Source organism: Halioglobus japonicus (genome assembly GCF_001983995.1).
GTDB lineage: Bacteria > Pseudomonadota > Gammaproteobacteria > Pseudomonadales > Halieaceae > Halioglobus > Halioglobus japonicus.
The window spans coordinates 4,062,115-4,085,301 of record NZ_CP019450.1 but is presented as its reverse complement, the minus strand read 5'-3'; the positions used below and the strand labels follow the sequence as shown (position 1 = coordinate 4,085,301).

24 protein-coding genes and 2 pseudogenes are annotated in these 23,187 nt (G+C 58.1%); 9 read left to right on the top strand and 17 right to left on the bottom strand.

Features of this window, described 5'->3' with window-relative positions; translation table 11 throughout:
• Window positions 1-16: 16 nt before the first annotated feature.
• The gene (locus tag BST95_RS19300; protein WP_084200999.1) at window positions 17-862 is read right to left on the bottom strand and encodes a polyprenyl synthetase family protein; all 846 of its coding nucleotides are present in this window, start codon (window positions 860-862) and stop codon (window positions 17-19) included.
• Window positions 863-894: 32 nt separating this feature from the next.
• Window positions 895-1,113, bottom strand: coding sequence for an exodeoxyribonuclease VII small subunit (gene xseB / locus BST95_RS19295; RefSeq protein WP_084197645.1), 219 nt, complete (start codon window positions 1,111-1,113; stop codon window positions 895-897).
• A gap of 686 nt (window positions 1,114-1,799) precedes the next feature.
• On the opposite strand from xseB, the gene BST95_RS19290 reads away from it, so the two are divergent.
• Genes BST95_RS19290 through BST95_RS19275 form a run of 4 tightly spaced genes read left to right on the top strand, consistent with a single transcriptional unit; the run spans window position 1,800 to window position 4,855 of the window.
• The gene (locus BST95_RS19290; protein WP_084197644.1) at window positions 1,800-2,558 is read left to right on the top strand and encodes a class I SAM-dependent methyltransferase; all 759 of its coding nucleotides are present in this window, start codon (window positions 1,800-1,802) and stop codon (window positions 2,556-2,558) included.
• Window positions 2,559-2,616: 58 nt separating this feature from the next.
• Complete coding sequence (locus BST95_RS19285) at window positions 2,617-3,261, top strand: glycosyltransferase (RefSeq protein ID WP_169844010.1); 645 nt, start codon at window positions 2,617-2,619, stop codon at window positions 3,259-3,261.
• 26 nt (window positions 3,262-3,287) lie between these two features.
• Window positions 3,288-3,713, top strand: a complete 426-nt coding sequence (locus BST95_RS19280; protein WP_169844009.1) for a glycosyltransferase — start codon at window positions 3,288-3,290, stop codon at window positions 3,711-3,713.
• Complete coding sequence (locus BST95_RS19275) at window positions 3,710-4,855, top strand: CDP-glycerol glycerophosphotransferase family protein (protein ID WP_084197642.1); 1,146 nt, start codon at window positions 3,710-3,712, stop codon at window positions 4,853-4,855. The genes BST95_RS19280 and BST95_RS19275 overlap by 4 nt, the downstream gene beginning before the upstream one ends.
• On the opposite strand, the gene BST95_RS19270 is transcribed toward BST95_RS19275, so the two are convergent.
• The 10 genes from BST95_RS19270 to BST95_RS19215 form a co-directional block, all read right to left on the bottom strand.
• Window positions 4,845-5,237 (bottom strand): FAD synthase family protein, encoded by a 393-nt coding sequence (locus tag BST95_RS19270; RefSeq protein WP_229801895.1) that lies wholly within the window; start codon window positions 5,235-5,237, stop codon window positions 4,845-4,847. The two genes, BST95_RS19275 and BST95_RS19270, sit on opposite strands and share 11 nt — an antisense overlap.
• Window positions 5,238-5,283: 46 nt before the next feature.
• On the bottom strand, window positions 5,284-6,213 hold the full coding sequence (locus tag BST95_RS19265; protein WP_084200996.1) for a stealth conserved region 3 domain-containing protein: 930 nt from the start codon (window positions 6,211-6,213) through the stop codon (window positions 5,284-5,286).
• Between the two features lie 7 nt (window positions 6,214-6,220).
• The gene (locus BST95_RS19260) at window positions 6,221-7,219 is read right to left on the bottom strand and encodes a glycosyltransferase (RefSeq protein WP_146004253.1); all 999 of its coding nucleotides are present in this window, start codon (window positions 7,217-7,219) and stop codon (window positions 6,221-6,223) included.
• Window positions 7,216-7,881 carry a class I SAM-dependent methyltransferase gene (locus BST95_RS19255; protein ID WP_084200994.1) on the bottom strand — a complete coding sequence of 222 codons (666 nt, stop codon included), beginning with the start codon at window positions 7,879-7,881 and terminating at the stop codon, window positions 7,216-7,218. The genes BST95_RS19260 and BST95_RS19255 overlap by 4 nt, the downstream gene beginning before the upstream one ends.
• Entirely contained in the window at window positions 7,878-8,663 is a 786-nt protein-coding gene (locus BST95_RS19250) for a glycosyltransferase domain-containing protein (RefSeq protein ID WP_084200993.1), read from the bottom strand. Before BST95_RS19250 ends, BST95_RS19255 begins: the two co-directional genes overlap by 4 nt.
• Before the next feature lie 30 nt (window positions 8,664-8,693).
• The gene (locus BST95_RS19245; protein WP_084200992.1) at window positions 8,694-9,863 is read right to left on the bottom strand and encodes a glycosyltransferase; all 1,170 of its coding nucleotides are present in this window, start codon (window positions 9,861-9,863) and stop codon (window positions 8,694-8,696) included.
• Window positions 9,860-10,543, bottom strand: coding sequence for a class I SAM-dependent methyltransferase (locus BST95_RS19240; protein ID WP_084200991.1), 684 nt, complete (start codon window positions 10,541-10,543; stop codon window positions 9,860-9,862). The genes BST95_RS19245 and BST95_RS19240 overlap by 4 nt, the downstream gene beginning before the upstream one ends.
• A complete protein-coding gene (locus tag BST95_RS19235; protein WP_169844008.1) occupies window positions 10,540-12,198 on the bottom strand; it encodes an ABC transporter ATP-binding protein in 1,659 nt (552 codons plus the stop codon). Before BST95_RS19235 ends, BST95_RS19240 begins: the two co-directional genes overlap by 4 nt.
• A 1,767-nt stretch (window positions 12,199-13,965) precedes the next feature.
• Complete coding sequence (gene dxs, locus BST95_RS19220) at window positions 13,966-15,900, bottom strand: 1-deoxy-D-xylulose-5-phosphate synthase (protein ID WP_084200987.1); 1,935 nt, start codon at window positions 15,898-15,900, stop codon at window positions 13,966-13,968.
• Between the two features lie 32 nt (window positions 15,901-15,932).
• Window positions 15,933-16,655, bottom strand: coding sequence for an SGNH/GDSL hydrolase family protein (locus BST95_RS19215; RefSeq protein WP_084200986.1), 723 nt, complete (start codon window positions 16,653-16,655; stop codon window positions 15,933-15,935).
• A 150-nt stretch (window positions 16,656-16,805) separates the two neighbouring features.
• Here BST95_RS19215 and BST95_RS19210 point away from each other — a divergent pair, with 150 nt between their 5' ends.
• Window positions 16,806-18,038 (top strand): diguanylate cyclase, encoded by a 1,233-nt coding sequence (locus BST95_RS19210; protein ID WP_084200985.1) that lies wholly within the window; start codon window positions 16,806-16,808, stop codon window positions 18,036-18,038.
• Here the strand turns inward: BST95_RS19210 and BST95_RS19205 are convergent.
• Window positions 18,035-18,430, bottom strand: coding sequence for an RNA-binding S4 domain-containing protein (locus tag BST95_RS19205; RefSeq protein WP_084200984.1), 396 nt, complete (start codon window positions 18,428-18,430; stop codon window positions 18,035-18,037). The two genes, BST95_RS19210 and BST95_RS19205, sit on opposite strands and share 4 nt — an antisense overlap.
• A gap of 3 nt (window positions 18,431-18,433) precedes the next feature.
• Window positions 18,434-19,098, bottom strand: a pseudogene (gene yrfG, locus BST95_RS21480) (GMP/IMP nucleotidase).
• A 68-nt stretch (window positions 19,099-19,166) separates the two neighbouring features.
• Between yrfG and cysQ the strand changes: the two are divergent.
• The 4 genes from cysQ (at window position 19,167) to BST95_RS19185 (ending at window position 21,255) form a co-directional block, all read left to right on the top strand.
• Complete coding sequence (gene cysQ / locus BST95_RS19195) at window positions 19,167-19,994, top strand: 3'(2'),5'-bisphosphate nucleotidase CysQ (RefSeq protein WP_102106438.1); 828 nt, start codon at window positions 19,167-19,169, stop codon at window positions 19,992-19,994.
• Window positions 19,995-20,086: 92 nt separating this feature from the next.
• A complete protein-coding gene (locus BST95_RS19190; protein ID WP_082850301.1) occupies window positions 20,087-20,338 on the top strand; it encodes a YdcH family protein in 252 nt (83 codons plus the stop codon).
• A gap of 24 nt (window positions 20,339-20,362) precedes the next feature.
• Window positions 20,363-20,509, top strand: a complete 147-nt coding sequence (locus BST95_RS19885; protein ID WP_157114524.1) for a hypothetical protein — start codon at window positions 20,363-20,365, stop codon at window positions 20,507-20,509.
• Window positions 20,509-21,255, top strand: a complete 747-nt coding sequence (locus tag BST95_RS19185) for an MBL fold metallo-hydrolase (RefSeq protein ID WP_169844007.1) — start codon at window positions 20,509-20,511, stop codon at window positions 21,253-21,255. Before BST95_RS19885 ends, BST95_RS19185 begins: the two co-directional genes overlap by 1 nt.
• Window positions 21,256-21,279: 24 nt before the next feature.
• Here the strand turns inward: BST95_RS19185 and BST95_RS19180 are convergent, their stop codons facing one another.
• The 3 genes and pseudogenes from BST95_RS19180 to BST95_RS21475 all read right to left on the bottom strand — a co-directional run.
• Window positions 21,280-21,747 carry a methylated-DNA--[protein]-cysteine S-methyltransferase gene (locus BST95_RS19180; protein ID WP_084200982.1) on the bottom strand — a complete coding sequence of 156 codons (468 nt, stop codon included), beginning with the start codon at window positions 21,745-21,747 and terminating at the stop codon, window positions 21,280-21,282.
• A complete protein-coding gene (locus BST95_RS20195) occupies window positions 21,747-22,844 on the bottom strand; it encodes an AlkA N-terminal domain-containing protein (RefSeq protein WP_205737305.1) in 1,098 nt (365 codons plus the stop codon). The genes BST95_RS19180 and BST95_RS20195 overlap by 1 nt, the downstream gene beginning before the upstream one ends.
• 90 nt (window positions 22,845-22,934) lie before the next feature.
• Window positions 22,935-23,152: pseudogene (locus BST95_RS21475) on the bottom strand (Ada metal-binding domain-containing protein); the annotation flags it as partial.
• Window positions 23,153-23,187 lie beyond the last annotated feature (35 nt).

The following is a 23,187-nucleotide window of genomic DNA, read 5'->3' as shown; positions in this document are numbered from 1 at the left end:
GCCGCCCCAAAGTCACTTATCGATCCCTCTCCACGATATATCGGGCCAGGTCACGGAGTTGGTCCGCTGAATCCCCAAACATTTCCAGTGCATCGATAGCTGCCTGTAGCAGGCGCTTCGCCTCGGCTTTGGCGCCGTCGAGACCCAGGAGTTTCACATAAGTCGGTTTATTGGCTTCAGCGTCTTTGCCCGCTGTTTTGCCGAGCGCTTCCGCGTCACCTTCCACATCCAGAATGTCGTCGACAACCTGAAAGGCCAGCCCGATGTGCTTGCCGTACTCGTCCAGCGCCGCCAACTGCTCGTCTGTGCCATTGGCAGCAATGCCACCCAGGGCGAGAGATGCGCGGACGAGGGCGCCGGTCTTCATCTCGTGCATGGCCTGGAGTTCTTCCAGGGTCATGTCGGAGTCGACGGCCTGAATGTCGATGTATTGGCCGCCGACCATGCCCTCAAAACCGGATGCTTGGGCGAGCACTTTAATCATGCGCACTTTTTGCTCTACTGATAGATCCGGGGCATCGGCGAGTAGTTCGAAAGCTCGGGCCTGGAGGCCATCGCCCACAAGAATGGCGGTGGCTTCGTCGAAAGCCTTGTGAAGAGAGGGCTTGCCACGACGCATATCGTCGTCGTCCATGGCGGGGAGGTCGTCGTGGATTAGGGAGTAGGTGTGGATTAGTTCCAGAGCGGAGACAGGGACCAAGTTGATCGAACCGGGTGTTATTGTCGAGAATGCAAGGTAGGCTAGGGCCGGCCGTACTTGCTTGCCACTTTCCTCCAATGCGTAGCTGCACACTGCTGCCAGATCGGGGATTAGAAGATCAAGAGGGAGTTGATCTTTCGGGTTTAGTCGACACTTTTGCATAAATGCGGTAAGCACAGTTATAGCAGCCACTATCAGCTTTCTTCTTCGCCAAAGGCGGTATTGCCGAGAATATGAACTTTTTGCTCTGCGTTGGAGATGTCAGCCTGAGCTTTACGGATAAGATTAATTCCCTCTTCGTACTCTGCCAGCGACTTTTCAATTGATTGGTCTTCGGACTCAAGATTTTTGACGACGGTTTCCAAACGTTGCAGCCGGTCCGCGAGGGTTTCAGGTAGATTTTGTTTTTCCATGGGAGTGAAATGATTCTTGTTTGTTGGGGGCAGTATAACACTATTGATTTCTACGATAATGGTGATCCTTTATATCTGTACATTCGGGCTGCTTGACCTAAGTGCCTGCGTGTTTGCAAAGGGTCAGTGCCTAAAGGAGATCAGCATGCAGTCAAATCGCAGGGTTTGGGTGATCATTTGTGCGTCGTTATAACTTTCCATTCAGGCTGCATCGTCATTTAATAGACGCTTCAGCTCATCTGGACCTGTAACTCTGCCTGATTGTTTAGAAAGCATCTTGGGACGCGTCGCCAAGGTGTTCAGTAATATCTCCTTTCATTGATCGAGAATCTGTTGTCTGCGCCTAGAATAAACACTAGCTGGCTTCAGGTTACCGAGCGATTCGTGGTAGCGTTCGCTTTTTTGCCCCCCCCAGATACGTTGTTCCAAGTTTCCCGGAAAAGGTTTATACCGCTCTTTCACGAACTCAATTGGTGTTATCATTTTTGCTTAGGCTTAGCGGCCATTTCGAGACAATTTACGACCAAGACGGTATATAGCGTTTTTATCTGGGACTCGGGGCGTGGAATTGATTTTCAATATCAGTATGTTACCGCGATTATGCGCTGGAGACCGGATTAGACTGGGGTGGGGATATTAGCTTCAGATGCTAGTGCATATACAAAAATAATTCTGGTGAGAGGCACATGGATCGGGATTACCAGTACAACTATTCGGCGTTGAAACCCTCCGTGTTCAATGCCGAGGGGCGCGAGCGCAAAGCGAGAACCGTACTCAAAGTGTGCCAGGATTACCTGGCACGTGAGGATCTCACGGATCTCACCCTCCTGGATGTCGGCAGTTCCAGCGGTATTATCGACAACCTTCTCGCTGACTACTTCGGCACTGTCTTCGGCGTCGATATTGATGAGCCCGCGATGGCTCACGCCAGGGAGACCTTCGCCAAACCCAACCTCCACTTTGCCGCCGGCGATGCCATGGCGCTCGAGCAGGACGATGCCAGCGTCGACGTGGTGGTGTGCTCGCATGTCTACGAACACGTACCGGACGCCAGCCAGATGTTTCGGGAAATCTACCGGGTCCTGAAGCCCGGTGGTTTCTGCTATTTCTCAGGCAACAATCGCCTGATGTATATGGAGCCCCACCACAAGCTACCGTTACTGTCGGTCATCCCAAGACCAATGGCACACTATTACCTGCGTGCCGCGGGCAAAGGCGACTTCTACCACGAGAAGCACGTCAGCTATTGGGCGCTGCGCAAACTGTGTGAAGCCTTCAATTTCAGCGACTACTCGGCACGGGTGATCGCAGAACCCACCCGATTCGGCGTTGACTATATGCTGCCTCCCGGCAGCCTGAAACACCGTCTCGCCCACTTCGTGGCCCGAGGCCTGCCCTGGCTGACACCACACATCTGGGTACTGGCAAAACATGGCCAGGACTGAGCCTCACAAACCCCGGGTTCTGCTGATTACGCGGAATCTACCGCCGCTTGTCGGCGGAATGGAACGGCTCATCCTGAATGCCGCCCTGGGCATGCGGCACTACCTCGACCTCACCGTCATCGGCCCGGCTGGCTGCGAGCAGCACCTGCCAGATGACACGACCGTTTTTACGGCGCCATCCTCCCTCGCCGGCTTCATGTCCAGTGGCCTTGCCCACGTCCTGCGCCATTGCCGCCGCGATCGTTTCGAGCTCATAGTGGGCGGCAGCGGCCTTGCAGCGCCCCTGGTTGCACTGGCCAGACGGCTGTGTGGCGCAAGATCGCTGATCTTCCTGCACGGCCTCGACCTGGTCGTTAACAGCAAACCCTACCAGTGGCTGTTTCTGCCCTCCATTCGCAACGCGGACCACCTCATCGCCAACAGTGAGAATACTCGCCAGCTGGCAACGGGTCGGGGAGTACAACCGGCGCGCATTACCGTGATCAATCCCGGTACCGATCTACCCTCCGGCCTCGACGAGGAGCAAATAGCAGCATTCAGGGAGCGTCACGCTATTCCCTTTGAACGCTACCTGCTGTTTGCCGGCAGGCTGACGAAGCGCAAGGGCCTGTCGCACTTCCTCAGGCACGGCCTTCCGCGTGTACTTGAGGCCACCAAGGGAGTGGGCATGCTCGTCGTGGGGAAAACCCCAGTGACGGCCTGACCCGCAATGGTGACCAAGGAGAAACCTTGAAGGCCGTCGAGGCGTTGCAGCTGGCGCCTCATATCCACTTCGTCGGCGCCGTCGATGACGATGATATGTGGCTGGCCTTCGCCAGCAGCGCTGCCCACGTGTTTCCACTGGTCGAGGTTCCCGGTGATGTAGAAGGTTTCGGCATGGTCGCTGTCGAAGCCGCAGCCAGCGGCACACCGACCTTCGCCTTCGATCTTGGCGGTGTGGCCGACGCGGTCAGCGCAGGCAGCGGACGCCTGCTACCGGCCGGCGATTACGAAGGACTTGCCGATGCAATTATCCAGGATCTGCAAGTACCCACCTTCACCGCAGATGCCTGCCGGGACCATGCGAGCCGCTATGCATGGCCGCACTACCAGTCGTCCCTTGAGCAAGCGATCAGCGCCCTGCTTGGCCAACCACAGGGTGCTCCGCGCGCATGAAAATCGACAAAACACGGCCCGATCACTGGCTGATGCTGGCCCTGCAGGGCGGTTTCTCGCTGCTGATCGTAGCGCTGCGATGGCTCACCCCACGGTCAAAACGGCCGGTGGTTGCGCTCTACGGCCACCAGTATGGCGGCAACCTGAAGGCAATCTACGAGTACCTGGCAAGCCACTGCAGCGACCAGGTTGATCCGCGTGTCCTCCTCCTCGACCGGCAGCAGGCTCACCGCTTAAGGGCGGATGGCATCCGCACGCTGTCCTGCACCAACCTGTTCGACATGCTGCAACTCGTGAGGTGTCGCGTGCTGGTGAGCGATCATGGCCTGCACGCGATGCTCCCCCTCGTCCACCTGACTGACATTCGATTTGTCGACGTCTGGCACGGGATTCCCTTCAAGGGGTTCGTACCGGATGACTTCAAGCTACAACACCACTATGACGAGAGCTGGGTGACTTCGCCCCTGCTCGAAGATCTGTACGTGCAACGCTTCGGTTTCAGGCAACAGCAAGTGCACAGTCTCGGTTATGCCCGCACGGATCAGCTATTCAGCGCCGAGGCCCGACCCGCCGACAAGCAGACGACCGTGCTCTATGCGCCCACCTGGCGCCAGGACGATGCCGGCCGTGAACTGTTTCCCTTCGGCCTCGAGGGTGCGGCTTTTATTAGAGCCATCGCCGCTACTTGTGACGCGTACGGGGCACGACTGATCATCCGCAGCCACCTGAATGCCGAGATCCAGGAGACGGGATTAAGCAACGTTGAGTTCCGCCCACAGAAAGCGTATCCGGACACCGAGGCGTTGCTGGCCGACACCGACATACTGCTTTGCGATTGGTCGTCTATCGCGTTCGACTTTCTTTGCCTGCAGCGACCCATGCTGTTTATCGACGTACCCCCACCCTTCAAAAACGGATTCTCACTGGGCCCCGAATACCGTGCGGGAGCTGTCGCATCGACAATGACCGAACTGGTAGCGACACTGGAAGAGTTTCTGGACAAGCCCCGCACGTTCACCGCTCGCTACGGCGCCATGCAACGCGAAATACTCGATGCTCTCTATGCAGAAGACACTCGCGGACGAGCGGCAGCGCTTCAATCTGCGCGCGTGCTAAGGCTGGCCGGGACCACTACACCCTGATTTTTTCTATCACTTCGGTGGTGGAAATCGCAGGCGTGCGAGGCAGGTAGGCAACCTCACAAAGATCACTGAACTGGTCAAACTTGCCTTTCCAGTCATCACCCATCACCAATATGTCGGCGCCATAGCGCTGGATGTAGTCCGCTTTCAATTCGAGCGACTCTTCCAGAAACACTTCATCCACACAGGACAACGCCCGAATGATTTCCGACCGCTCTCCTTCACTGTAGACGGGAGGCCGCCCCTTTTTAGCTTCGTTCAGGGCATCGGTAGACACACCGACGACCAGCCGATCTCCGAACGCGGCCGCTCGCTCCAGGATACGCAAATGACCAACGTGAAACACATCGAACGTACCGAATGTAAGAACTTTTTTTGCCACACTATCTCCCATCTGAACGTCGCGCCTCAAACCGCACGCCGCCCCGTCAATTAAACATCCTGTCCAGAAGTCGAACAACGATCCGATCGCGTAATCCACCGAACAACTTCATCGCCCTGACCTCATTCAGGCAGCAGGTCTGGTATTTACCTCTCCGTAATGGCGACAGGGGATGCACCAACAACAGGAACAGGGGATCGCCAATATCCACGTAACGACAGCGGATATCGCGCAACTCTGCCCGTCCTGTCGCATGGCAATAGTAAGCATGCATGCTGGTCGCCAGGGGAATATCCTCCCGATGGCGAAACTTGCGTGCCCGCGTGGCATTCACCAGATCGGGATATCTGTCTTCTATCTCCTGCAGGGTGCTCCGGCGCAATGCATAGGGCGCGTGATGCAGGCGTTTCTCTGGCCTGTAACCGAGGTCTCGCTCGATCAGGCGACAGGCGTTCAGCGCGCCATGTTCAAAATGGGACAGTGGTGGCTGCGTCTCGTAGGGCATGTCGTGCCTGGTAGGAAAGACACAGGGATGACGTTCCGGCGTAAAAAAATCCGTTACCGCCATATCGCTGCAGAGGAAAAAATCATCGTTCAGATAGAGAAAGTGCTCTGACAAATTCGGGATGCGGTGAAGATTGCTTTCGATCGCCCGGCTATTGAACACCGGCAGCACTGATGTGTCGGGGAAAATCGCCTCGTGGTGAACGAACTCGACATCGTCCGCATGCGCGATTTCAGCGGGCAATTCGCAATTGCTGACCACGTATACCCGTCGGATCCAGGGGGCATGCTTGCGCAGGGACTTAATGGAGTAGACCAGTTCGTTCCGGTTCTGGAATCGAGCGACACTGGCCGAGGATTCAATACCCGATTCTTCCTCCCCCATCTGGCGCCTGGCTTCGCTGACCATGCAGCGCCAGATGGGGTCCGAATCATTGACCCAGGTATAGACGGCGTCGATCGGTGCATTCATTCGCCGCCTACCCCAAACAATCCCGGACCATACTTTTCAGCCCATTATCTGTGCGATAACCACCGGCGATATAGTACGCCAGCACCTTGATCAGCCGCAGCGGAAACAGTGTCCCGCGCAAACGCTCGCGTCGGTCCAGATGATGCAGCCGCTGCGACAATGACTCACTAAACGCCTCTACGGACGTGTCGAAGCCAGGCGGTGAATCAGTCACCAGCCGGTCCATTACAGTACGCAGGGCCTGCACATGGGCCAACTCCCGATGCTGCAATGCCCTGCCCTCTGCACCGAAGGAACGGGACAACTGCATCCCCAGCCGATGCCTCCTGCCGACACCGGAGATCCTGTTAGACAACACTTGTGACTCATTACTGTCATGGCGACGGTAATACTGCAGGGTCTGTTCACAAAGGGTCAGCGCCTGTAGTCCACGGCCGATATCAACGACCCAGTTATCGTGCGCTTTAGCCTCGGCAGGCACTGGTAAAATCCGGTCGAGAAGGGTCTTTTTAACAGCGACGCAGCAACCTGTTACAAACGCCGAATCGTCGTAACCTGCCGATCGCAGCTGGCCCAACTTGGTGAGACCCTGACCCTGTAGGCCGGCATCTACCAGGGCAGCGTCATTCATCACGACGAGGGTCGATTCATCAACCATTGCAAGGCGCGTGAGCGTGGCAATCTTGTCCTCGAACCAGACATCGTCCTGATCCGCGAGGCAAATGAGATCGCCGCTTGCCATGGCCATGGCTCGGCTAAAATTGCCAACATACCCGGCGCGAGTATCAGCCACCGACACGAGCACCGGAAAAGGCGCGGAGGACTTGAACGCTTGTAGAATGTCGAGGGTGGCATCTTCTGATGCGTCGTCACTGACCACCAGTTCATCGGGCTGCCGGGTCTGCACCAGCAAACTGTCAAGTTGTGCCTGGAGATAGTCCGCACCGTTATAGGTGGCCATGGCAACGGACACCGTTGAAGTATTGGGCGCCCGGGTTCCGTTCACGATGCCACTCGCGGCAGCCGACGAGCAACCACGATGTACTGGAAGGCGAGAAAACCGCGCAATCCCGGCAAGGCCAGGAACCGCGCAAAACGGTTCAGTCGGGACGGTCGTTCCACCAACCGATAATTGGTTCGCACCGTCACTATTTCCAGTCCGTTCTGAGCCATCAATCCTGGCAAATTACCCCGCGCGAAGAAACGCAGGTGAGTGCGATCATGAATTCCTCGCTCCCGGTAGGGCCAACGCTGCCGAAACACCAGGTTAAACAGCGTGTCGATATGGCGCACATTCGGCACGCAAGCGATAACTGTCGCGCCATCAGCGGCAACCTCGGTAACATCCCTGACCACTTTCCATGGATCTCTGAGGTGCTCAAGCACGTCGGCCATCACAACACAGTCGAAACTGGCGTTTGGAAACCCTTCAGCCAGCGCAAAGCTATCCATATCCGCCACGGTGACTTCATCCAGATGCTCCGTGGCCACGGCGGCCATATCCGCATCGTAATCGATGCCATGAACATAAAGCCCGGGTACCGCTGTTTTCGCCGCACGACCTAGCGCGCCTACGCTGCAGCCAATGTCCAGCATGCGAGTGGTCGATACGGGGATGCAGCCAATAATATCCTGACGCTCACCCAGATAAGACTTATTGAAGCTCATAGATAGTTATCCGCCGACTGCACAGCTGCATCACCCCGCTTGCTCTGTCCCCAGTACCTGTCCCGCAGGTTGTTCATTCGGATTCGCGTATCGCGCATAAGATGACGCCGATGAGGGTACTTCTGCAAGTACCTGTTCTCCTGCCTGAAGCTCCATTGCCAGACCAAAGTAGGCAGCGCTGTCTTCCATACGACGTAGGGCAGACTGATCTGGTCGCGCTTGGTATAGGTCTGGAAGTGATCCCACCACAACGCCATAGCCGGGGCCAATGCCTCATGCCTGTGCCAGCGAAACAATACGGCATTATCCGTCAATGGACGGTCATCCGGCATTCCATCGATTGCGTAGTCTGCCGTCTGGCGCTCATGTGCGGTCTTGTCCCGGGCATCAAACTTGGCCATGGCCAGGCAGGCCTCGATCTCTTCAGCGACTGTCTGCCTGTCGCGATGGCGAAACAGGGCCAACGCCCTGCCACTGTCAACGAACGCCCGAAACAGTGGCGACAGATCGCCGATCACGCCGATATTGCCATCCACGTAGATAGAGTACTCCGCCCGCGGGAATACCTCATGCGGGAAGAACTTGTGGTAGCGATTGATCTCGATCGCGGAGGAGGCCTGATACACCGGCGCAGCGCCTCGCCATCCAGGCGGTGCAGCGGCCTCACTGACACAGACGAACTCTGCGTTCATCTGTTGTCGGGCGGGTGGCAGCACAAGGTCATAGTCGCCCACTACGTTCGTATAGACTGTCACGGCAGGCAATGGCGCCTTCAGGCTCATACGACGCCTCCGACCTGCACCTGCCAGCGATTATCGCGCCCCATGGTCACCACCGTCGAATATACGTTCCACCAGGGCGTCAAGCATTGGTCCCTCCAGCGCCTTCAGTTCCTGAAATCGCCGGCGACCGGCGGCCACGAGCTCGGCGCACAGCTCCTCGTCATGCTGCACTTGCAACACCCGGTTGCGCAGCTCTTCCATGGACCCCACATCGAAGTAAAGCGCCGCTGCAGCACACACCTCGGGGACACTGCTGGTCGCTGCCGCTATGACGGGCGTTTCCAGTTCCATGGCATGCAGGGGGGGATAACCGAAACCCTCATTCTGCGAGGGAAACAACAGGCAGCGCGCGCCGCGAATCAGCGCGGCCAGCTCGTCCCTTTCTACATAGTCGATAAACTCGAACCGACTGCCATTCTGCAGACTTGCGCTCACAGGATTGGGCGCCACCATACCTACGACCTTCGCCGTGGCGGTCCCTAACATTCCCTCCGCCATCAGCGTATCCAGTACCTTGCAGGCGGGCAGGACATTCTTCACCCAGCGATCCGCGCCGAGCAGGAGATAGTAATCGCCCTGCTCTGTATCCGCTGGTATCTGCTCCGCCAACTCGACGACGGGGCTATGGGCAACCGTTATCCGCGACAGGTCCAGCTGGGGAAAAAAAGACTTGAGGGAGTAGCGTGAATGACGCGACACCGTCACAATCTCTGCTTCATTGCGAAAAATCAGCTTCGCCAGTTGTTCCTGTGCTCTACGTACGCGGCGCTCAGACTTCCGAGTTGCCTGCAGGAAAGCCAGTGTCCTTCCAACCCAACTGTCGGCGACCCTGCTCTGGGTGAAATCGACCGGCAGTTCCAGGTTTCGAAGACCGTGAATCGTCATCACGAACCGCACGCCATGGGAATCGACATCGGCATACTCGTAGGGCAGACCGGAATAAAACGTACTATAGCCCCCGGCGCCCAACAGCCCCTCAATCTCGGCCCAGGAAGCGACCTCAATCATTTTAACGCCAGCCGCACGGCACTGAGCGGCGACCGATTGATCAAGCTCCAGGCGAGGGTTGTAAACCGCATGAAATCCGTCCCATCCCCTGCCGACAGCGCGCGCCAGGACCTGCTTGGTATAGTCCGCTCCGCCGTGGAACCGGTACCCGGCGACCGGCTGGGTCGCCAACAAGTCGAACAGTACGGTCATCCCTGTTTCGCCTCGGCGTCAGGTGCTGCAGCAGCACCTGGTACCCGGGCCAGGGCCAGCAAAGTCATCGGATACGATCTGGCCCAGGGGTTCATCTGACTCAGCCGCGAAAAGAGCCGCACCAGAACAGGCGGCAATCCCTGGCTCGCGAAAAACAGGTGCTCGGGCTTTGCCCTGTTTATCTTTCGCACATACACCGGTTCCAACCCGACAGACTCCAGCAGCGCATGCAGCGAGTCAGCGGTAAAAAAATTGACGTGGGTGGGATCCGTATAGTGGTTGAAGGACAGGCCTGACGCACGCAGCTCAGCCGGCGGTTCACAGTTGGGCACACTCAGCAGTACATACCGGGTAGCCACCCTGAGCATCTCGGTTAGCGCTTTCTCAGGTTGCCGCAAGTGCTCCAGCACTTCGAAACTGTATACGGTCGCAAAACTGTCATCCGCGAACGGGATGGCTTCGGCAGAGCCCTGGGAAAATAACCCGGGTGACTGTAGCCACTGATCGTTCTCTTCAACGTCAAAACCACGTACCCGCTCGCCTTGCGCATTGAGCGTCAGCACATAATCACCTGAGGCACAGCCGACATCGAGATACGGACCATCGAGCACCCGCAACGCATCATAGCGCTCGGCAACAATCTTGCCCCAACCCTTGCGATAAACCGCTGTACTGCTCATGAATCGTCACCTTCGGACGCACTACGTCCTTCTCCCAACTGCACCACGTGATCCGCGAACGCGAGTGTTTTTCGCCGATGGGTGATCATGATGGTGGTCAAGGGAGGGTCCAGGCGCTTGAGCTCAGAGAGGACTGCATCCTGGGTGCCTTCGTCGAGCGCGCTCGTGGCCTCATCCAGAAACAAAAGCGGCACCCCTTTATAGAGCGCCCTGGCGATACCGATGCGCTGACACTGCCCGCCACTCAAAAGGCTGCCTCGCTCACCGACCTTGGGCGCATCGTCGGCGGCACTGACAAGATCATCGACCCGCGCCAATCGTGCTGCCCACAGCACGCGCTCATGATCAATATCCTCAGGCGCATCGCCAAACGCAATATTCTCCAATACGGAGCTGTCCGTGAGGTACACATCCTGCGGCACATAGGCGATGGACGCCCGCCAACTCGGCATATCTGCTGCAACCAGCTCGCGCCCATCGACGGCAATACAGCCCGTATCAGGCTGCAGCAACCCCATCAGCATCTCCAGCATCGTGGTTTTACCGGCACCGGAAGAGCCTGTAATTGCAGACAGTTTGCCCGCCGGGAAGCGCACATCGAGGTCATTGAACACCGGGTTCGCCGCACCTTCATAGCGGTAAGACACCCCCTCCAGACGGATACTGTCAGTCGGCGTAATCAGGTCGGGGCTGTCCACCAGGAACGGGTTTTTTTCAGACGAATTGGCAAGATGCACGTAGAGCCGTTCGAACACAGCCTGCGCACCGCGAATCTTGGTTAGCGCCACGTAACACTGCTGCACTTTAGGCACAATCTTAAGTCCTGCCAGGCCATAAAGCGTCAGAACCGGCAAGGCGCCGGCCAGGCCATCATCGCTACCCAGCAGGTAGAGCGTGACCAATACCATACCCGCCAGCATGATCGCTTCTATGACGAAGTACGGTGTCTCACCCAGTATGCTGTTGTCCGCCATCGCGCGATCAGAGCGCTTGGTATCGCGCTGGTAACGGCGCAGATACCCCGCCTCATAGGAGTAGAGCTTTACGTCCCGGATTCCGCCAAGGCTCTCATTGAGCACCTGGTTACGCTTGCGCCCCAGCAGGGAAATCAGCAAGCCGTTGGCGTGAACCCGCCGGCGTACAAAATTAAAAATCACCAGGTAAGCCACCGCCAGGACCAATACCGTATTAATCGCGACAAATGGGTCGACGAAAACAACAAGCGCAGACAGCAACACGATGGAAAACACGCGCGCGTTGATCCGGAGTGCAGGTGTCAGCAATGCATTGCTCAGCAGCAGGGAATCGCGCATGACGCCCTGAATCATTTCAGCGCTGTTGGTTGCAGAGTGAAACGTCATGTCGCGAGAGAGGTAGTAACCGTACAGGCGCGTCGATATTTCCCCGCCAACCCGAAACGAGTAGCGACTCATCAGAAACTGGGAAAAAATCATGATGCTGTTGCCAGTAATAACAAGACCGACGAACAGGGCACCCACCAGCATCAAGAATTCATCGTGTGCTGGCTCGCCCAGGGCACGGTGCAGCATTTTCAGGTATTCGTTGGACTCGGTGACATCCGGTGAAGAGGCCAGCGCGATAAAGGGCATGATAAACGCGGTACCCACCAGCTCGGCAATAGAGGACAACAGCATGAAAAACTGCAAGATAAGCAGCTCTCGACGCTGCTTGCGGGTCAACAGCTGATAGAGTCTGACAAAGGTATTTATCATTCTATTGTGATGGCTGATTGTGTTGTGAGCTGCATGATCCAACCACAGTCTGTAGGGACCTCTCCAGGCTAGGGCAGCCTTGTCCGGGCCCTCAGCCGATCCGCCATTTGTGCTACCACCACTGTTGGTGTAATTCGTCAGAACCGCCCGGAAAGACTACTTCCTGATTTTATTGACGCTTCAGCTCATCAAGGCCTGTAATTCCATCTCATTATCGTAATGCATATTTCGACGCATGGCCAAGGTGTTCAATTCTATCGTCTTTCCTCGATCAAGAGTGTGCTGTCTTCCCACAAAATAAACATCAGCTGGCGTCAGCTTATTGAGCGATTCTTGATAGTATTCGTTTTCGTAATCCAAAAACTCGCCGATACGTTGCTCCAGGTTCCCCGACAGTAGTTATTCTCCTCAAATATCTGATTCTCAAGCGTCTGGTGCCGGTGTTCTATATGCCTTGGATCTTTGGGTGGTACGGTCGGTCTCGCTTGTGGTCCATTCCCCTGTCATCGAGGTAATTCGACAGGTCACTGGCAATGTTCAAGGGGCTGTATTGCGCTAGCAGACGCGGCTTGTTTATTACCTTTATCTGATCAAGGCCTGTGAAGCTCAGTGCGTCTCCAAGCGGATCTGAGACGTCGCAGGCCGCCATTGTTGTGCATAGGAGCCAAGCCAGGATAAATCGGGTGTGGTCGTCGAGAATTTTCTGTAGATAATGCTAGTCCCAACCGATGATCTCGCAGTACGTAAAATACGTCTGCTACATCTCTCTCACTCGCAGGGTGAGATGTTGGAACTTGTCGCTTGCTTCCAACAGGATAAAGGTTGGACTAGTGATCAAATCTTGCGCTTTTAGGGGCCTATAAGTGGTAGATTCAGAGACAAACCGTTCTCTCGTGCATGTTAGTCACTGCGATTTTCCGTAGTAACAGTATCTGCTTCTCCAGCGCAAGATCTACAATAGCAACCTGCTCACCCTCACGCAGTTTGTTTCAGCTAGAACGAATAACAGGTTTGCGGTTTTAAGGTACATCAATATCCCCCCTGCTTCATACCGTTTCAACCTGGCACATAATGGCGATCGCTGGATCTCTCGGCGGGCCAGCGTCTGTTTTCTGACAGGCTGGACTGTTCCACCAGGTGGATCATTTCATGCTTCTCTGAGGCCGAATATCTCATATTCTGTCAGCCCCATCCCCGGTTACCCTTTTATTTGCAGCCGGTTTTCCATGAGAAACTCAGTTACAGCCTCCTTGAGAGCGACAGCTTCATTGCGGAGATCTTTGACCTCCGCAGGTGTGGCTTCCCGCTGTGGAATACTGCCGCGGTGTAGTCCTTCTGATATTGGGTAAGTTTCGTCAGAGTTGGGTTTGTTGAGATTATGGTTCGTCATCGTCATCCCTCTCGATGTTAGCGATGAGCAGAATGTTTTTTTAAGTAATCAGGCCCATAAGTCTAGATGATGCTGATTGGGTGAGAATTACGCTAGAACTGGCCGCGTAGTTAAGCGTTAAGTTGCTCAGGTCTTCGGTTTGGTGGAAATCCTGACATAGCTTCACTATGGTCTTTGCTTTGGTTGAGAGGCCTTTAGGATAGAATACGAAAGGTTCTACTAGGGATTAGTTTGGTTGGTAGGAACTTCCCATATCGAGGAGGTTCTTGACGTTAGGGGCTTTGAATTCTGGCTTTTTTTCATATGACCGAAGATGAGGGAGGCGAGGGCGATGCCAAGTCTATCATCGCATCCGCGACTCGGTGGTTAATCCGTCCTAGGATACCTTCACCATCCAGGCCGATGGCGGCCAATTGCGCCTTATGGTCACCGTGCTCGATGTATTGATCGGGGATGCCACAGTGCAATACTGGCGTTTCAATGCCATGGGCGGCCAGCAGTTCACTCACGCCAGCACCTGCACCGCCTGCGACGGCGTTTTCTTCCACGGTCACCAGCAACTCGTGGTTCGCGGCCAGTTCAAGTACGCGCGTATCATCCATGGGCTTAACCCAGCGCATATCCACCAGGGTAGCGCCTATCTGCTCGGCTGCTTCACGGGCGGCAGGCAGTAGCGTGCCGAAATTGAGAATGGCAATGTGGCGGCCTTCCATCAGAGGTACTGATTTACCAATGGTCATGGGGGTCATGGCTTCCACGATGTTCACGCCCGGACCGGTGCCGCGGGGGTATCTCACCGCCGCAGGCCCAGGATGCTGGTAAGCCGTATACAACATCTGCCGACATTCATTCTCATCAGACGGCGCACCAATCACCATATTGGGGATGCAGCGCAGGTAGCTGAGATCAAACGTGCCGTGGTGCGTCGGTCCGTCCTGGCCCACGAGGCCAGCGCGGTCGATGCCGAAGGTTACGTCGAGGTTTTGCAGGGCCACGTCATGAATGAGCTGATCGTAGCCACGCTGCAGGAACGTCGAGTAGATAGCGACGACGGGTTTGACGCCATCGCAGGCCATGCCGGCTGCCAGGGTCACAGCGTGCTGCTCGGCGATAGCCACATCGTAGTAGCGGTCGGGGAAGCGCGCAGCGAAATCCACCATGCCGGAGCCTTCGCACATGGCCGGGGTAATGCCCACCAGTTTGTCGTCCTGCTCGGCCATGTCGCACAGCCACTGGCCGAATACGTCCTGATACTTGGGCCCCTTGGGTTTGGGTGGTTCGGTCGGTTGGGGGCCTTTGGGCTTGGCCTCGACCTTGTTCAGGGCGTGGTAGCCCACCGGATCTTCCTCGGCCGGTGTGAAGCCTTTGCCTTTTACGGTGCGGATGTGGAGGAACTGCGGGCCCTCCAGATCCTTCATGTTCTCAAGGGTTTTCACCAGCCCGGGAAGGTCGTGTCCGTCCAGTGGGCCAATATAGTGAAAGCCCAATTCCTCAAACAGGGTGCTCGGCGCCACCATGCCTTTCATGTGTTCTTCGGTGCGCTTGGCCCAGTCCCACAGAAAGCTGAAGCGCTCCAGGAAGCGCTTGGAGCGCTCGCGCATGCCGAGGTAGGTCTTGGTAGCCCAGATCTTGGCGAAGTAGTTCGCCAGGCCGCCGGTGTTGTGGCCGATGGACATCTGGTTGTCGTTCAGAATCACCAGCATGTTGGGGCGTTCGTGGCCGGCATGGGCCAGGGCCTCGAAGGCCATGCCGCCGGTAATGGCACCGTCGCCGATCACGGCGATCACCTTGCGGTCCAGGCCTTGCTGGCGCGCGGCCAGGGCCATGCCCATGGCGGCAGAGATGCTGGTGGAGGAGTGGCCCACACCAAAGGTGTCGTATGCGCTCTCGCTGCGCTTGGGGAAGCCGGAGAGGCCGCCGGCGTGGCGCATGCTGTCCATCTGCTGCATGCGGCCGGTGAGGATTTTGTGCGGGTACGTCTGGTGGCCCACGTCCCACACGATGCGGTCATCGGGGGTATTGAACACGTGGTGCAGGGCAATGGTGAGTTCCACTACACCCAGGCCGGCGCCGAAGTGCCCGCCGGACTGACCCACGCTGTACAACAGATAGGCGCGCAGTTCCTCGGCGAGCTGAGTCAGCTCTTCCGTGCTGAGCTCGCCGGTGGGGCGGCCCGCGTCAATGCCGCTTAACAGCGGTGTGGCAGGCGGAGTGAGGGGAATCTCGGAAAACATCCACCAATTCTACCCCAATTTGGGGGCGGCGGTCAGGGTTGTAGGGCAGTCTTGTCGAGCTGATTCTGCACTAATGTGGAGAGTCGCAGGTAGCCGTGCTCATTGAGGTTGGAGCCGTCAGAGCGGAAATAGGCGGCCTCGGGCAGGCCCTCGCGGTTCTGCAGCAGCCGATTGAGGTCCAGCAGGGCCACGTGGGGGCGCTCTTTCACCCATTCCCGGAGAATGACCATGGTCTCATCAATGGTTTCGTGGTCGCTGGGGTGGAGCAGGGTTTTGACCGGGCTGATAATGAAAAACTGCTGGGTGATGTGTGCCCGTTCGTCGGTGGTCACAAGTTCGGCAATACCCTCGGCGAGATCCTCTGCAGACTTGTTGTCGCGAATATGAAACTCGGTCACGCTGGGCAGGAAGATGACTGTTTCCGGCTGATAGTAGCCGATCAGGTCGTCGTAGTGATACACGATGTCGTCGACAATGGCGTCGCCAATGCCCCGCATTAACACGGGTTTGGGGGCGAGCAGCTCGGGCAGGCCGTCCCACATTCTGGCGCGCATGCCGCCCACAACCACGATGGGTTTTTCAGGTAATTCGCGGGACATGTCCTCCCTGCGGTAGTCTTCGATGTCATCGGTCCACACTTCCGGCTCGCTGTTGAGGGCGTCGGCGATATTGGATGACATGAGGAAAACCAGGTGCACGAGCGGTACCGCCAGAATGACGATGCAACTAATGCGTATGGCCTGCCACGAGAACATGGGCTATTTTATTACCAAATTCAGTCAGTTAGGCCGCAGTTTCGCGTAAAATGCCCAGTTGGGCAATAAACGACCTATTTGCTTGTGACCTGGTTCGCAGCTTTTCCCGGCCAGAGTATGATTAATCCCTGCAATGTGTAGGATTTGACCATGATCTACCAACGCCACATTCCCCGGGAGGAGTTGTTTTCCGCCCAGTTGGAGATGCTCATGCAAAATGGGCAGATGGCGACTGTGGTGGCGAATCTGGTCGGCCTGGTAGCCACCATGGGCATTTTCTGGCCGTTCGTGGAGTTCACCAGCATTATGCTGTGGGGCGCCGCGTTTCTGATTCTGTTGCTGGTGCGTTCGCTGTCCATGAGTAATGCACTGGTGAATCACAGCTATCGCACCAATCCCCGGGGCCTGTTCTGGCGCTTGATTCTCGGTTCTGCCGCCACCGGCCTGGTGTGGTCCTCCGCGTATATTTTTGCCGCCACCCGCGTGCCCATTACCATGCAGTACACCTTCCTGCTGCTTATCGTCATGATTACGGCGATCTCGGTGGGCTTCTCGGTGATTGTGCGCGAGTACTTTATTTCGTTCCTGCTCACCGCCCTGTGGCCTATCGCCTGGTGGAGCCTGGTGCATTACTGGCACGAGCCCTACAACCTGCTTATTGGCCTGGTGCTGCTTGCGTTTACCGCGGTGCTGATTGTGATCTGTGATCGGGTGCATCGCACGTTCCGCAATATGCTGGCGCTCAATTGGGAGCGGGAAACCATGGCCCGCGAGCTCGGCGATATGGCCGGTTCGCTGCGCGATCGTAACCGCCAGCTGCGCGATGCCCGGCGCCAGCTCACAGATCTGGCCAACATTGACGAGCTCACAGGCCTGGGTAACCGGCGCATGGTGAACACGGCGCTCAAGGCGGAAATCAACCGTGCCCGGCGCACGGCGATGCCACTTTCAGTCATTCTACTGGATGTGGATTACTTCAAGGCCTACAACGACACCTATGGTCACCCAGCGGGTGACGAGGTGTTGCAGCGCCTCGCAGATATCATGCAGAACGCCACCAGCCGTGCGGGTGAAGTGGTGGGGCGTTATGGGGGTGAGGAATTTATTCTTGTGCTGCCGGGCTCGTCGCCGTCATCGGCCATGCGCATTGCCGAGCGCCTCAAGGAATTTATTGCCGAGGCCGCCATCCCGCACGGTGAATCCCAGGTGGCTGGCCACATAACGGTAAGCCAGGGCGTGGCTACGGTGCAGGCGGATGCGGATGTCACCCCTGAAGACCTGATCAAACTTGCTGACACGGCCCTGTACAAGGCCAAGGCCTCTGGCCGCGATGCCATTGTGCTGGAAGACGCGCCGCGCCAGCCCCGGGTAGCCGAAGCCTAATTCGATTCCTTGAAACGATGGATCTGCCGGCGCTGCTTTTTGGTGGGGCGGCTGACGGGGCGGTCGATCATGCCGCCGGCGGCCTTGCGTGCTGCTGCGGCCTCTTCACGGCGTTGCACGCTGTTCGCGGTTTCGCGGTAGAGTTGCTGTGCTTCGGGGGCGCCCCGGCGCTTGTCTGACAGGGCCTCGACGACAACCACCTTCTCATCCCAGCCCTGGCGAATCTGTAGTTCATCCCCGATCTGAATCTCCCGGGACACTTTCACGCGCTGGCCGGCCAGGTGGACTTTGCCGCCTTCAATCGCGGCCTTGGCGAGGCTGCGGGTTTTGAAGAAGCGGGCGGCCCACAGCCATTTGTCGAGGCGCAGCTTTTCGGTATTGAAATCGTTCATGGGTCAGGGTGGGGGTTGGTCCGGCATGATTTCGTCGAAGTGGTGAATACCGGGGAAGCGGGTGTCGATGCGCTTCTGGCGCTGGCTGTCCGGTTGCAGCAGGGTCAGCAGGTGGGCAATGCCGTAATCGCGGGCGGATTCCAGCACACGCTCGGTGTCGTCAATAAACAGGGTGCGCGCCGGGTCGAAGGGGTGCAGCGCCTGTAGTCGGTGCCAGAAGGCCTGCTCTTCCTTGGGCGCGTCCAGATCATGAGACACCACAATGCGGTCGAACCAGCCGGTGATGTCGACGCGGTCCATCTTGATGTCCAGGGTTTTGCGGTGGGCATTGGTCACCATCACCACGTCCCGGTGGGAGGCATGCAGGCGGGTGAGGAATTCCTCCACGTGGGGCGCATGGCCACCATGTGTTGAACTTCGCGCTTGAGCGCGGGGATATCCAGCTGCAGCTGTTCCGACCAGTAGTCAACGCTGTACCAGTTGAGAGAGCTCTGATTCTGCTCGAACTTGCTGTGCAGGCGCTCGGTGGACTCGGCTTCGCTCAGCTGGTGTTCCCGGGCATAGGCCTGAGGCACGTACTGCATCCAGAAATAATTATCGAAGTGCAGGTCGAGCAGCGTGCCGTCCATGTCCAGCAGGACGGTATCGATGTGTTGCCAATCAATCATGGCTTGATTATCCGGCCCCGGACGGTCTGCGACAAGAGCGACCTGTCCTGCGGTGGTATAATGGGGCCATGATGAATCTTGCGGCCCTGGTGCCACCCCTGCTCGACCTCTGCCGCGAGGCGGGCGAGTTAATCTGTGAGCACTATCATGCGCCGAGCGCCGATCAGTACGAGGCCAAGGGTGACGATTCACCCCTGACCCTGGCGGATATTGCCTCGCATCACTGTCTGGAAGCGGGGCTGGCTGCGCTTGCGCCTGATATTCCCATTCTCTCTGAAGAATCGCCCCCTGAGGCGGTGGCCAGGCGCCGAGAATGGTCCAGCTTGTGGCTGGTGGACCCTCTCGATGGCACCAAGGAGTTTCTGGGCCGCACCGGGGAATTCACGATCAATATTGCCCTGGTGCACGATGGAGCGCCGTTGCTGGGTGTGATTTACATACCCCTGGAGGCTGTGGCATATGTCGGCGTCCCCGGTGAATTTGCCCGCCGGTATGGGCCGGAGGATGAAGTGAGCGATATCGCCACTCGGGCGCTGGTTGCCGGTGAGCCCATGCGAGTGCTGGCCAGCCGGCGCCATAAGGGTGAGCGGCTCGGGGCCTGCCTGGCGTGGCTGGAGCGTCACTGGGGTGAGCTGGCCCGGGATAACAGCGGCAGTGCGCTGAAGTTCTGCCACCTGGCGGAGGGGCGGGGCGATTTCTACCCGCGCTATGCGCCCTGTTGTGAGTGGGATACGGCGGCGGGCCAGGCATTGCTGGAAGCAGCCGGCGGTGCGTTGGTGGGGCTCGATGGCCTGCCATTGCGGTACAACGCCCGCGATACCCTGCTCAGCGAACCCTTTCTGGCGGTAGGTGACGCGGGCCATGCGCTGTGGCAGCAGCTACTGCAAGAAACCTGATTTGGGATTGAACACGATCAAAGCTTGTACAGCTATTCCCTGTGGGGTTAGTCTTGCACTTTGATCGAGGATAGCCGCGGTACTGTGCACTAATGAGTGACCCCACCCACATCGGCCCGAATGGCGATGAAAACCCGGAAGCAGCCAACGAGGTGATGACACCCGCCATGCGCCTGCTGGAGCTGCAGGCCAAACACCGGGCGCTGGACCACCGTATCCACGAAATGTATGCCTACCCCTACCAGAACCAGATTCTGTTACAGCGCCTGAAAAAAGAAAAACTGCGCCTGAAAGACCAGATATCACGCCTCAAGGACGAGATGATCCCTGATCTCAATGCCTGAGGCCTATCCACCCGGGAGAACACTATGAAGCCTTTGATGAGCACCCTGGCCGGCGCGTGCCTGGCCGCGCTGATACCCAATTTTGCCGTGGCTGAGGAAGCGCCGCCTGAAGTGACTGTGACACCCATCGCGGGCCGCTGTATTTTCTACAGGGGCGCGGCGGTAATGTAGTGGCTTCCGTCGGTGAAGACGGCGCGCTGATCATCGATTCTGACTACGAGGCCTACGCACCGGCCCACCAGGCCGCGGTGGCTGAACTGGCGGGCGGGGAAGGGGCGCCCAAGTTCCTGCTCAATACCCACTGGCACTTCGATCACACCGGCGGCAATGCGTTCTTCGGCGAGCGCGGCAGCGTGATTGTGGCCCACGAAAATATTTATCAGCGCATGAGCACCAAGCAGAACATCAAGGCGCTGGGCCGGGTTACCGAACCCAGCCCCAAGCCTGCGCTGCCGGTGGTTACCTACGGTGATGCGATTGCCATGCACTTTAACGGCGACACCATTGAGGTGCAGCACTATCCCACCAGTCATACCGACGGCGACAGCATCATGTTCTTCGCCGCCGAGAATGTGGTGCACATGGGCGATACCTTCTTTTACGACCGCTTCCCCTTTGTCGACATCAGCTCCGGGGGCAATGCGTTCGGCCTGATCAAGACCATTGAGACTGTGCTTGCGCGTATCGACGATAAAACCGTGGTCGTACCTGGCCACGGCCCCCTGACCGACAAGGCGGGGCTGGCGCGCTATCACAACATGCTGGTGACCACGACCGGCCAGATCACCGCCATGCTCGACGAGGGTATGTCGGTGACGGACATTGCGGCCAAGGGCCTCGGTGATGAGTGGGACAGCTGGGGTTCTGGATTTATCGATGAAGGCCGGTTTATCACGTTTGTTGCCAGCAGCCGCTAGGCGAGGGTGAAAGTGGGCGCTGGCTTAGTCCAGTGCCCCTTCGAGATTCAGCAGGGTCTTCTTGGCATCCAGCCCGCCTGCGAAGCCGGTGAGGGAACCGTCGCTGCCGATCACCCGGTGGCAGGGAACCACAATAGGAATCGGGTTGCGGCCGTTCGCAGCGCCCACGGCGCGCATCGCCTTGGGCTTACCCATCTCCCGGGCTATGTCACCGTAACTGCGCAATTCACCAAAGGGAATGCGCGCCAGCTGCGCCCATACCGCATTCTGGAATTCGGTGCCTCCGGGCGCCAGCGGCAGATCAAAGCTGCGCCGGGTGCCAGCAAAATACTCCTGTAGCTGTTCAACACACTGCGCCAGCGCAGCGTCGCTCTGTTCGATCTGGCCCGCGGTGTCGCTGTGCTGCTCCGGCCATTCAATGGCGGTGATGTGCTGGCCATCGGACAGCACCCGCAGGGTGCCGATCGGGCTGTTGAGATATTGGTAGTTCATTAGCTGAGGCTCCTCCACAGCAGGTTGGCGGCATAGGAGCGCCAGGGGCTCCAGGGCTCGCAGTCGTGTTTGAGAGTTTTGCCGTTGCCGCCCAGCGCTTCCCAGGCTTTGACCAACCCCAGGTCGCCCAAGGGGAATACATCGGGGTGGCCGGCACCGCGAATTGCGGCCATGGCCACCGTCCAGGGGCCGACGCCTTTGAACTCGGCCAGGGCTTCGAGTGTCAGGGTTTCTTCGCAGTCGCTGAAGGCCGTGCACAGCGCCTTGAGGGTGTCGCGGCGCCGGCCGGGCATGGGGAAGGCGCTGTCTTCCAGTGCTGCCAGCGCTGCAGCGCGGGGAAACACCAGATAGTTCTCGCTACAGGCAGCGGCAAACCGGCTGCAGATGCTGCGCGCGGCAACCGTGCTCACCTGTTGGCCGACAATCGCCCGCACGGCCGCTTCGTAAAGCGACCAGTGGCCAGGTGAGCGGCTGCCCGGGCTGCGCTTGAGTAGCGGGCATAGCTCCGGGCTGGCGGTCAGACTCTGGTGAATCACTTCCGGGTTGGCGTCGAGATCAAACATACGCCGCACTCTCTGTACTATTGTGCGCAGCTGGCGGTGGTCCGGCAGGCTGACCGTCAGGGCCAGCGCCGGGCGGCTCTTTACCGGCGTAACTTCGAGCCAGGCGGGCTGCCTGTCGCAGGTAAACTGGCGCCGATACGTCTGCCCGGTGACCTGTTCTACACCTGCGATCTCATGGTGGGCAAAAAAATCGATGACGCCAGCCCAGTCGTAAGGCGGGCGGTACTGCAACTGCAGCGTGATGGTACTGGCTGTATCAGGCCGCCGGCCGCGCCCCCGCAGTTGGGTCGGTGTGAGCCGGAAGTGTTCCTGCAGGGCGCTGTTGAAACGCCTCACGCTGCCAAAGCCGGCAGCGAAGCCAATGTCAGTAATCGGCATGTCGGTTTCCGCGAGCAGCTTCTTGGCGAACAACAGGCGTTGGTTCAGTGCGACGGCCTGGGGTGACACCCCGAGTTCCTGTTCAAACAACTTGCGCAGGTAGCGCTCGCCTATGCCCAGCCGCGCGGCAAGATCCGCCAGGCTGCCGCTGTCCAACGCGCCGGCGCGTATCAGGTTGAGGGCCCGATCGACAGTGGTCGCTGTGCCTTCCCAGGCCGGGCTGCCGGGGGCGGATTCCGGGCGGCAGCGCAGGCAGGGGCGATAGCCGGCGCCGGCGGCCTGGCTGGCGAGGCGGTAGTAACTGACGTTTTTTTCTGCGGGGGGCGCGCCGGGCAGATGGGGCGGCAGTAAATCCCCGTGGTGCGCACCGCTAGGAAGAACTCGCCGTCAAAGCGCGGGTCTCTGGCGAGGCGGGCGCGGCGGCAGGTTTCGTGGTCGAGTTCGGGGCGGTGTGCAGTGTCCATGGAGAGCAATATAGCGCCCGTCAGGCCTTGCGACT

Coding starts and splice junctions, on each gene's coding strand:
- BST95_RS19300 (WP_084200999.1), bottom strand. CDS start 862: ATGCAAAAGTGTCGACTAAACCCGAAAGATCAACTCCCTCTTGATCTT.
- xseB (WP_084197645.1), bottom strand. CDS start 1,113: ATGGAAAAACAAAATCTACCTGAAACCCTCGCGGACCGGCTGCAACGT.
- BST95_RS19290 (WP_084197644.1), top strand. CDS start 1,800: ATGGATCGGGATTACCAGTACAACTATTCGGCGTTGAAACCCTCCGTG.
- BST95_RS19285 (WP_169844010.1), top strand. CDS start 2,617: ATGGAACGGCTCATCCTGAATGCCGCCCTGGGCATGCGGCACTACCTC.
- BST95_RS19275 (WP_084197642.1), top strand. CDS start 3,710: ATGAAAATCGACAAAACACGGCCCGATCACTGGCTGATGCTGGCCCTG.
- BST95_RS19265 (WP_084200996.1), bottom strand. CDS start 6,213: ATGAATGCACCGATCGACGCCGTCTATACCTGGGTCAATGATTCGGAC.
- BST95_RS19255 (WP_084200994.1), bottom strand. CDS start 7,881: ATGAGCTTCAATAAGTCTTATCTGGGTGAGCGTCAGGATATTATTGGC.
- BST95_RS19250 (WP_084200993.1), bottom strand. CDS start 8,663: ATGAGCCTGAAGGCGCCATTGCCTGCCGTGACAGTCTATACGAACGTA.
- BST95_RS19245 (WP_084200992.1), bottom strand. CDS start 9,863: ATGACCGTACTGTTCGACTTGTTGGCGACCCAGCCGGTCGCCGGGTAC.
- BST95_RS19240 (WP_084200991.1), bottom strand. CDS start 10,543: ATGAGCAGTACAGCGGTTTATCGCAAGGGTTGGGGCAAGATTGTTGCC.
- BST95_RS19235 (WP_169844008.1), bottom strand. CDS start 12,198: ATGCTGTTGTCCTCTATTGCCGAGCTGGTGGGTACCGCGTTTATCATG.
- dxs (WP_084200987.1), bottom strand. CDS start 15,900: ATGTTTTCCGAGATTCCCCTCACTCCGCCTGCCACACCGCTGTTAAGC.
- BST95_RS19215 (WP_084200986.1), bottom strand. CDS start 16,655: ATGTTCTCGTGGCAGGCCATACGCATTAGTTGCATCGTCATTCTGGCG.
- BST95_RS19210 (WP_084200985.1), top strand. CDS start 16,806: ATGATCTACCAACGCCACATTCCCCGGGAGGAGTTGTTTTCCGCCCAG.
- BST95_RS19205 (WP_084200984.1), bottom strand. CDS start 18,430: ATGAACGATTTCAATACCGAAAAGCTGCGCCTCGACAAATGGCTGTGG.
- cysQ (WP_102106438.1), top strand. CDS start 19,167: ATGATGAATCTTGCGGCCCTGGTGCCACCCCTGCTCGACCTCTGCCGC.
- BST95_RS19190 (WP_082850301.1), top strand. CDS start 20,087: ATGAGTGACCCCACCCACATCGGCCCGAATGGCGATGAAAACCCGGAA.
- BST95_RS19885 (WP_157114524.1), top strand. CDS start 20,363: ATGAAGCCTTTGATGAGCACCCTGGCCGGCGCGTGCCTGGCCGCGCTG.
- BST95_RS19180 (WP_084200982.1), bottom strand. CDS start 21,747: ATGAACTACCAATATCTCAACAGCCCGATCGGCACCCTGCGGGTGCTG.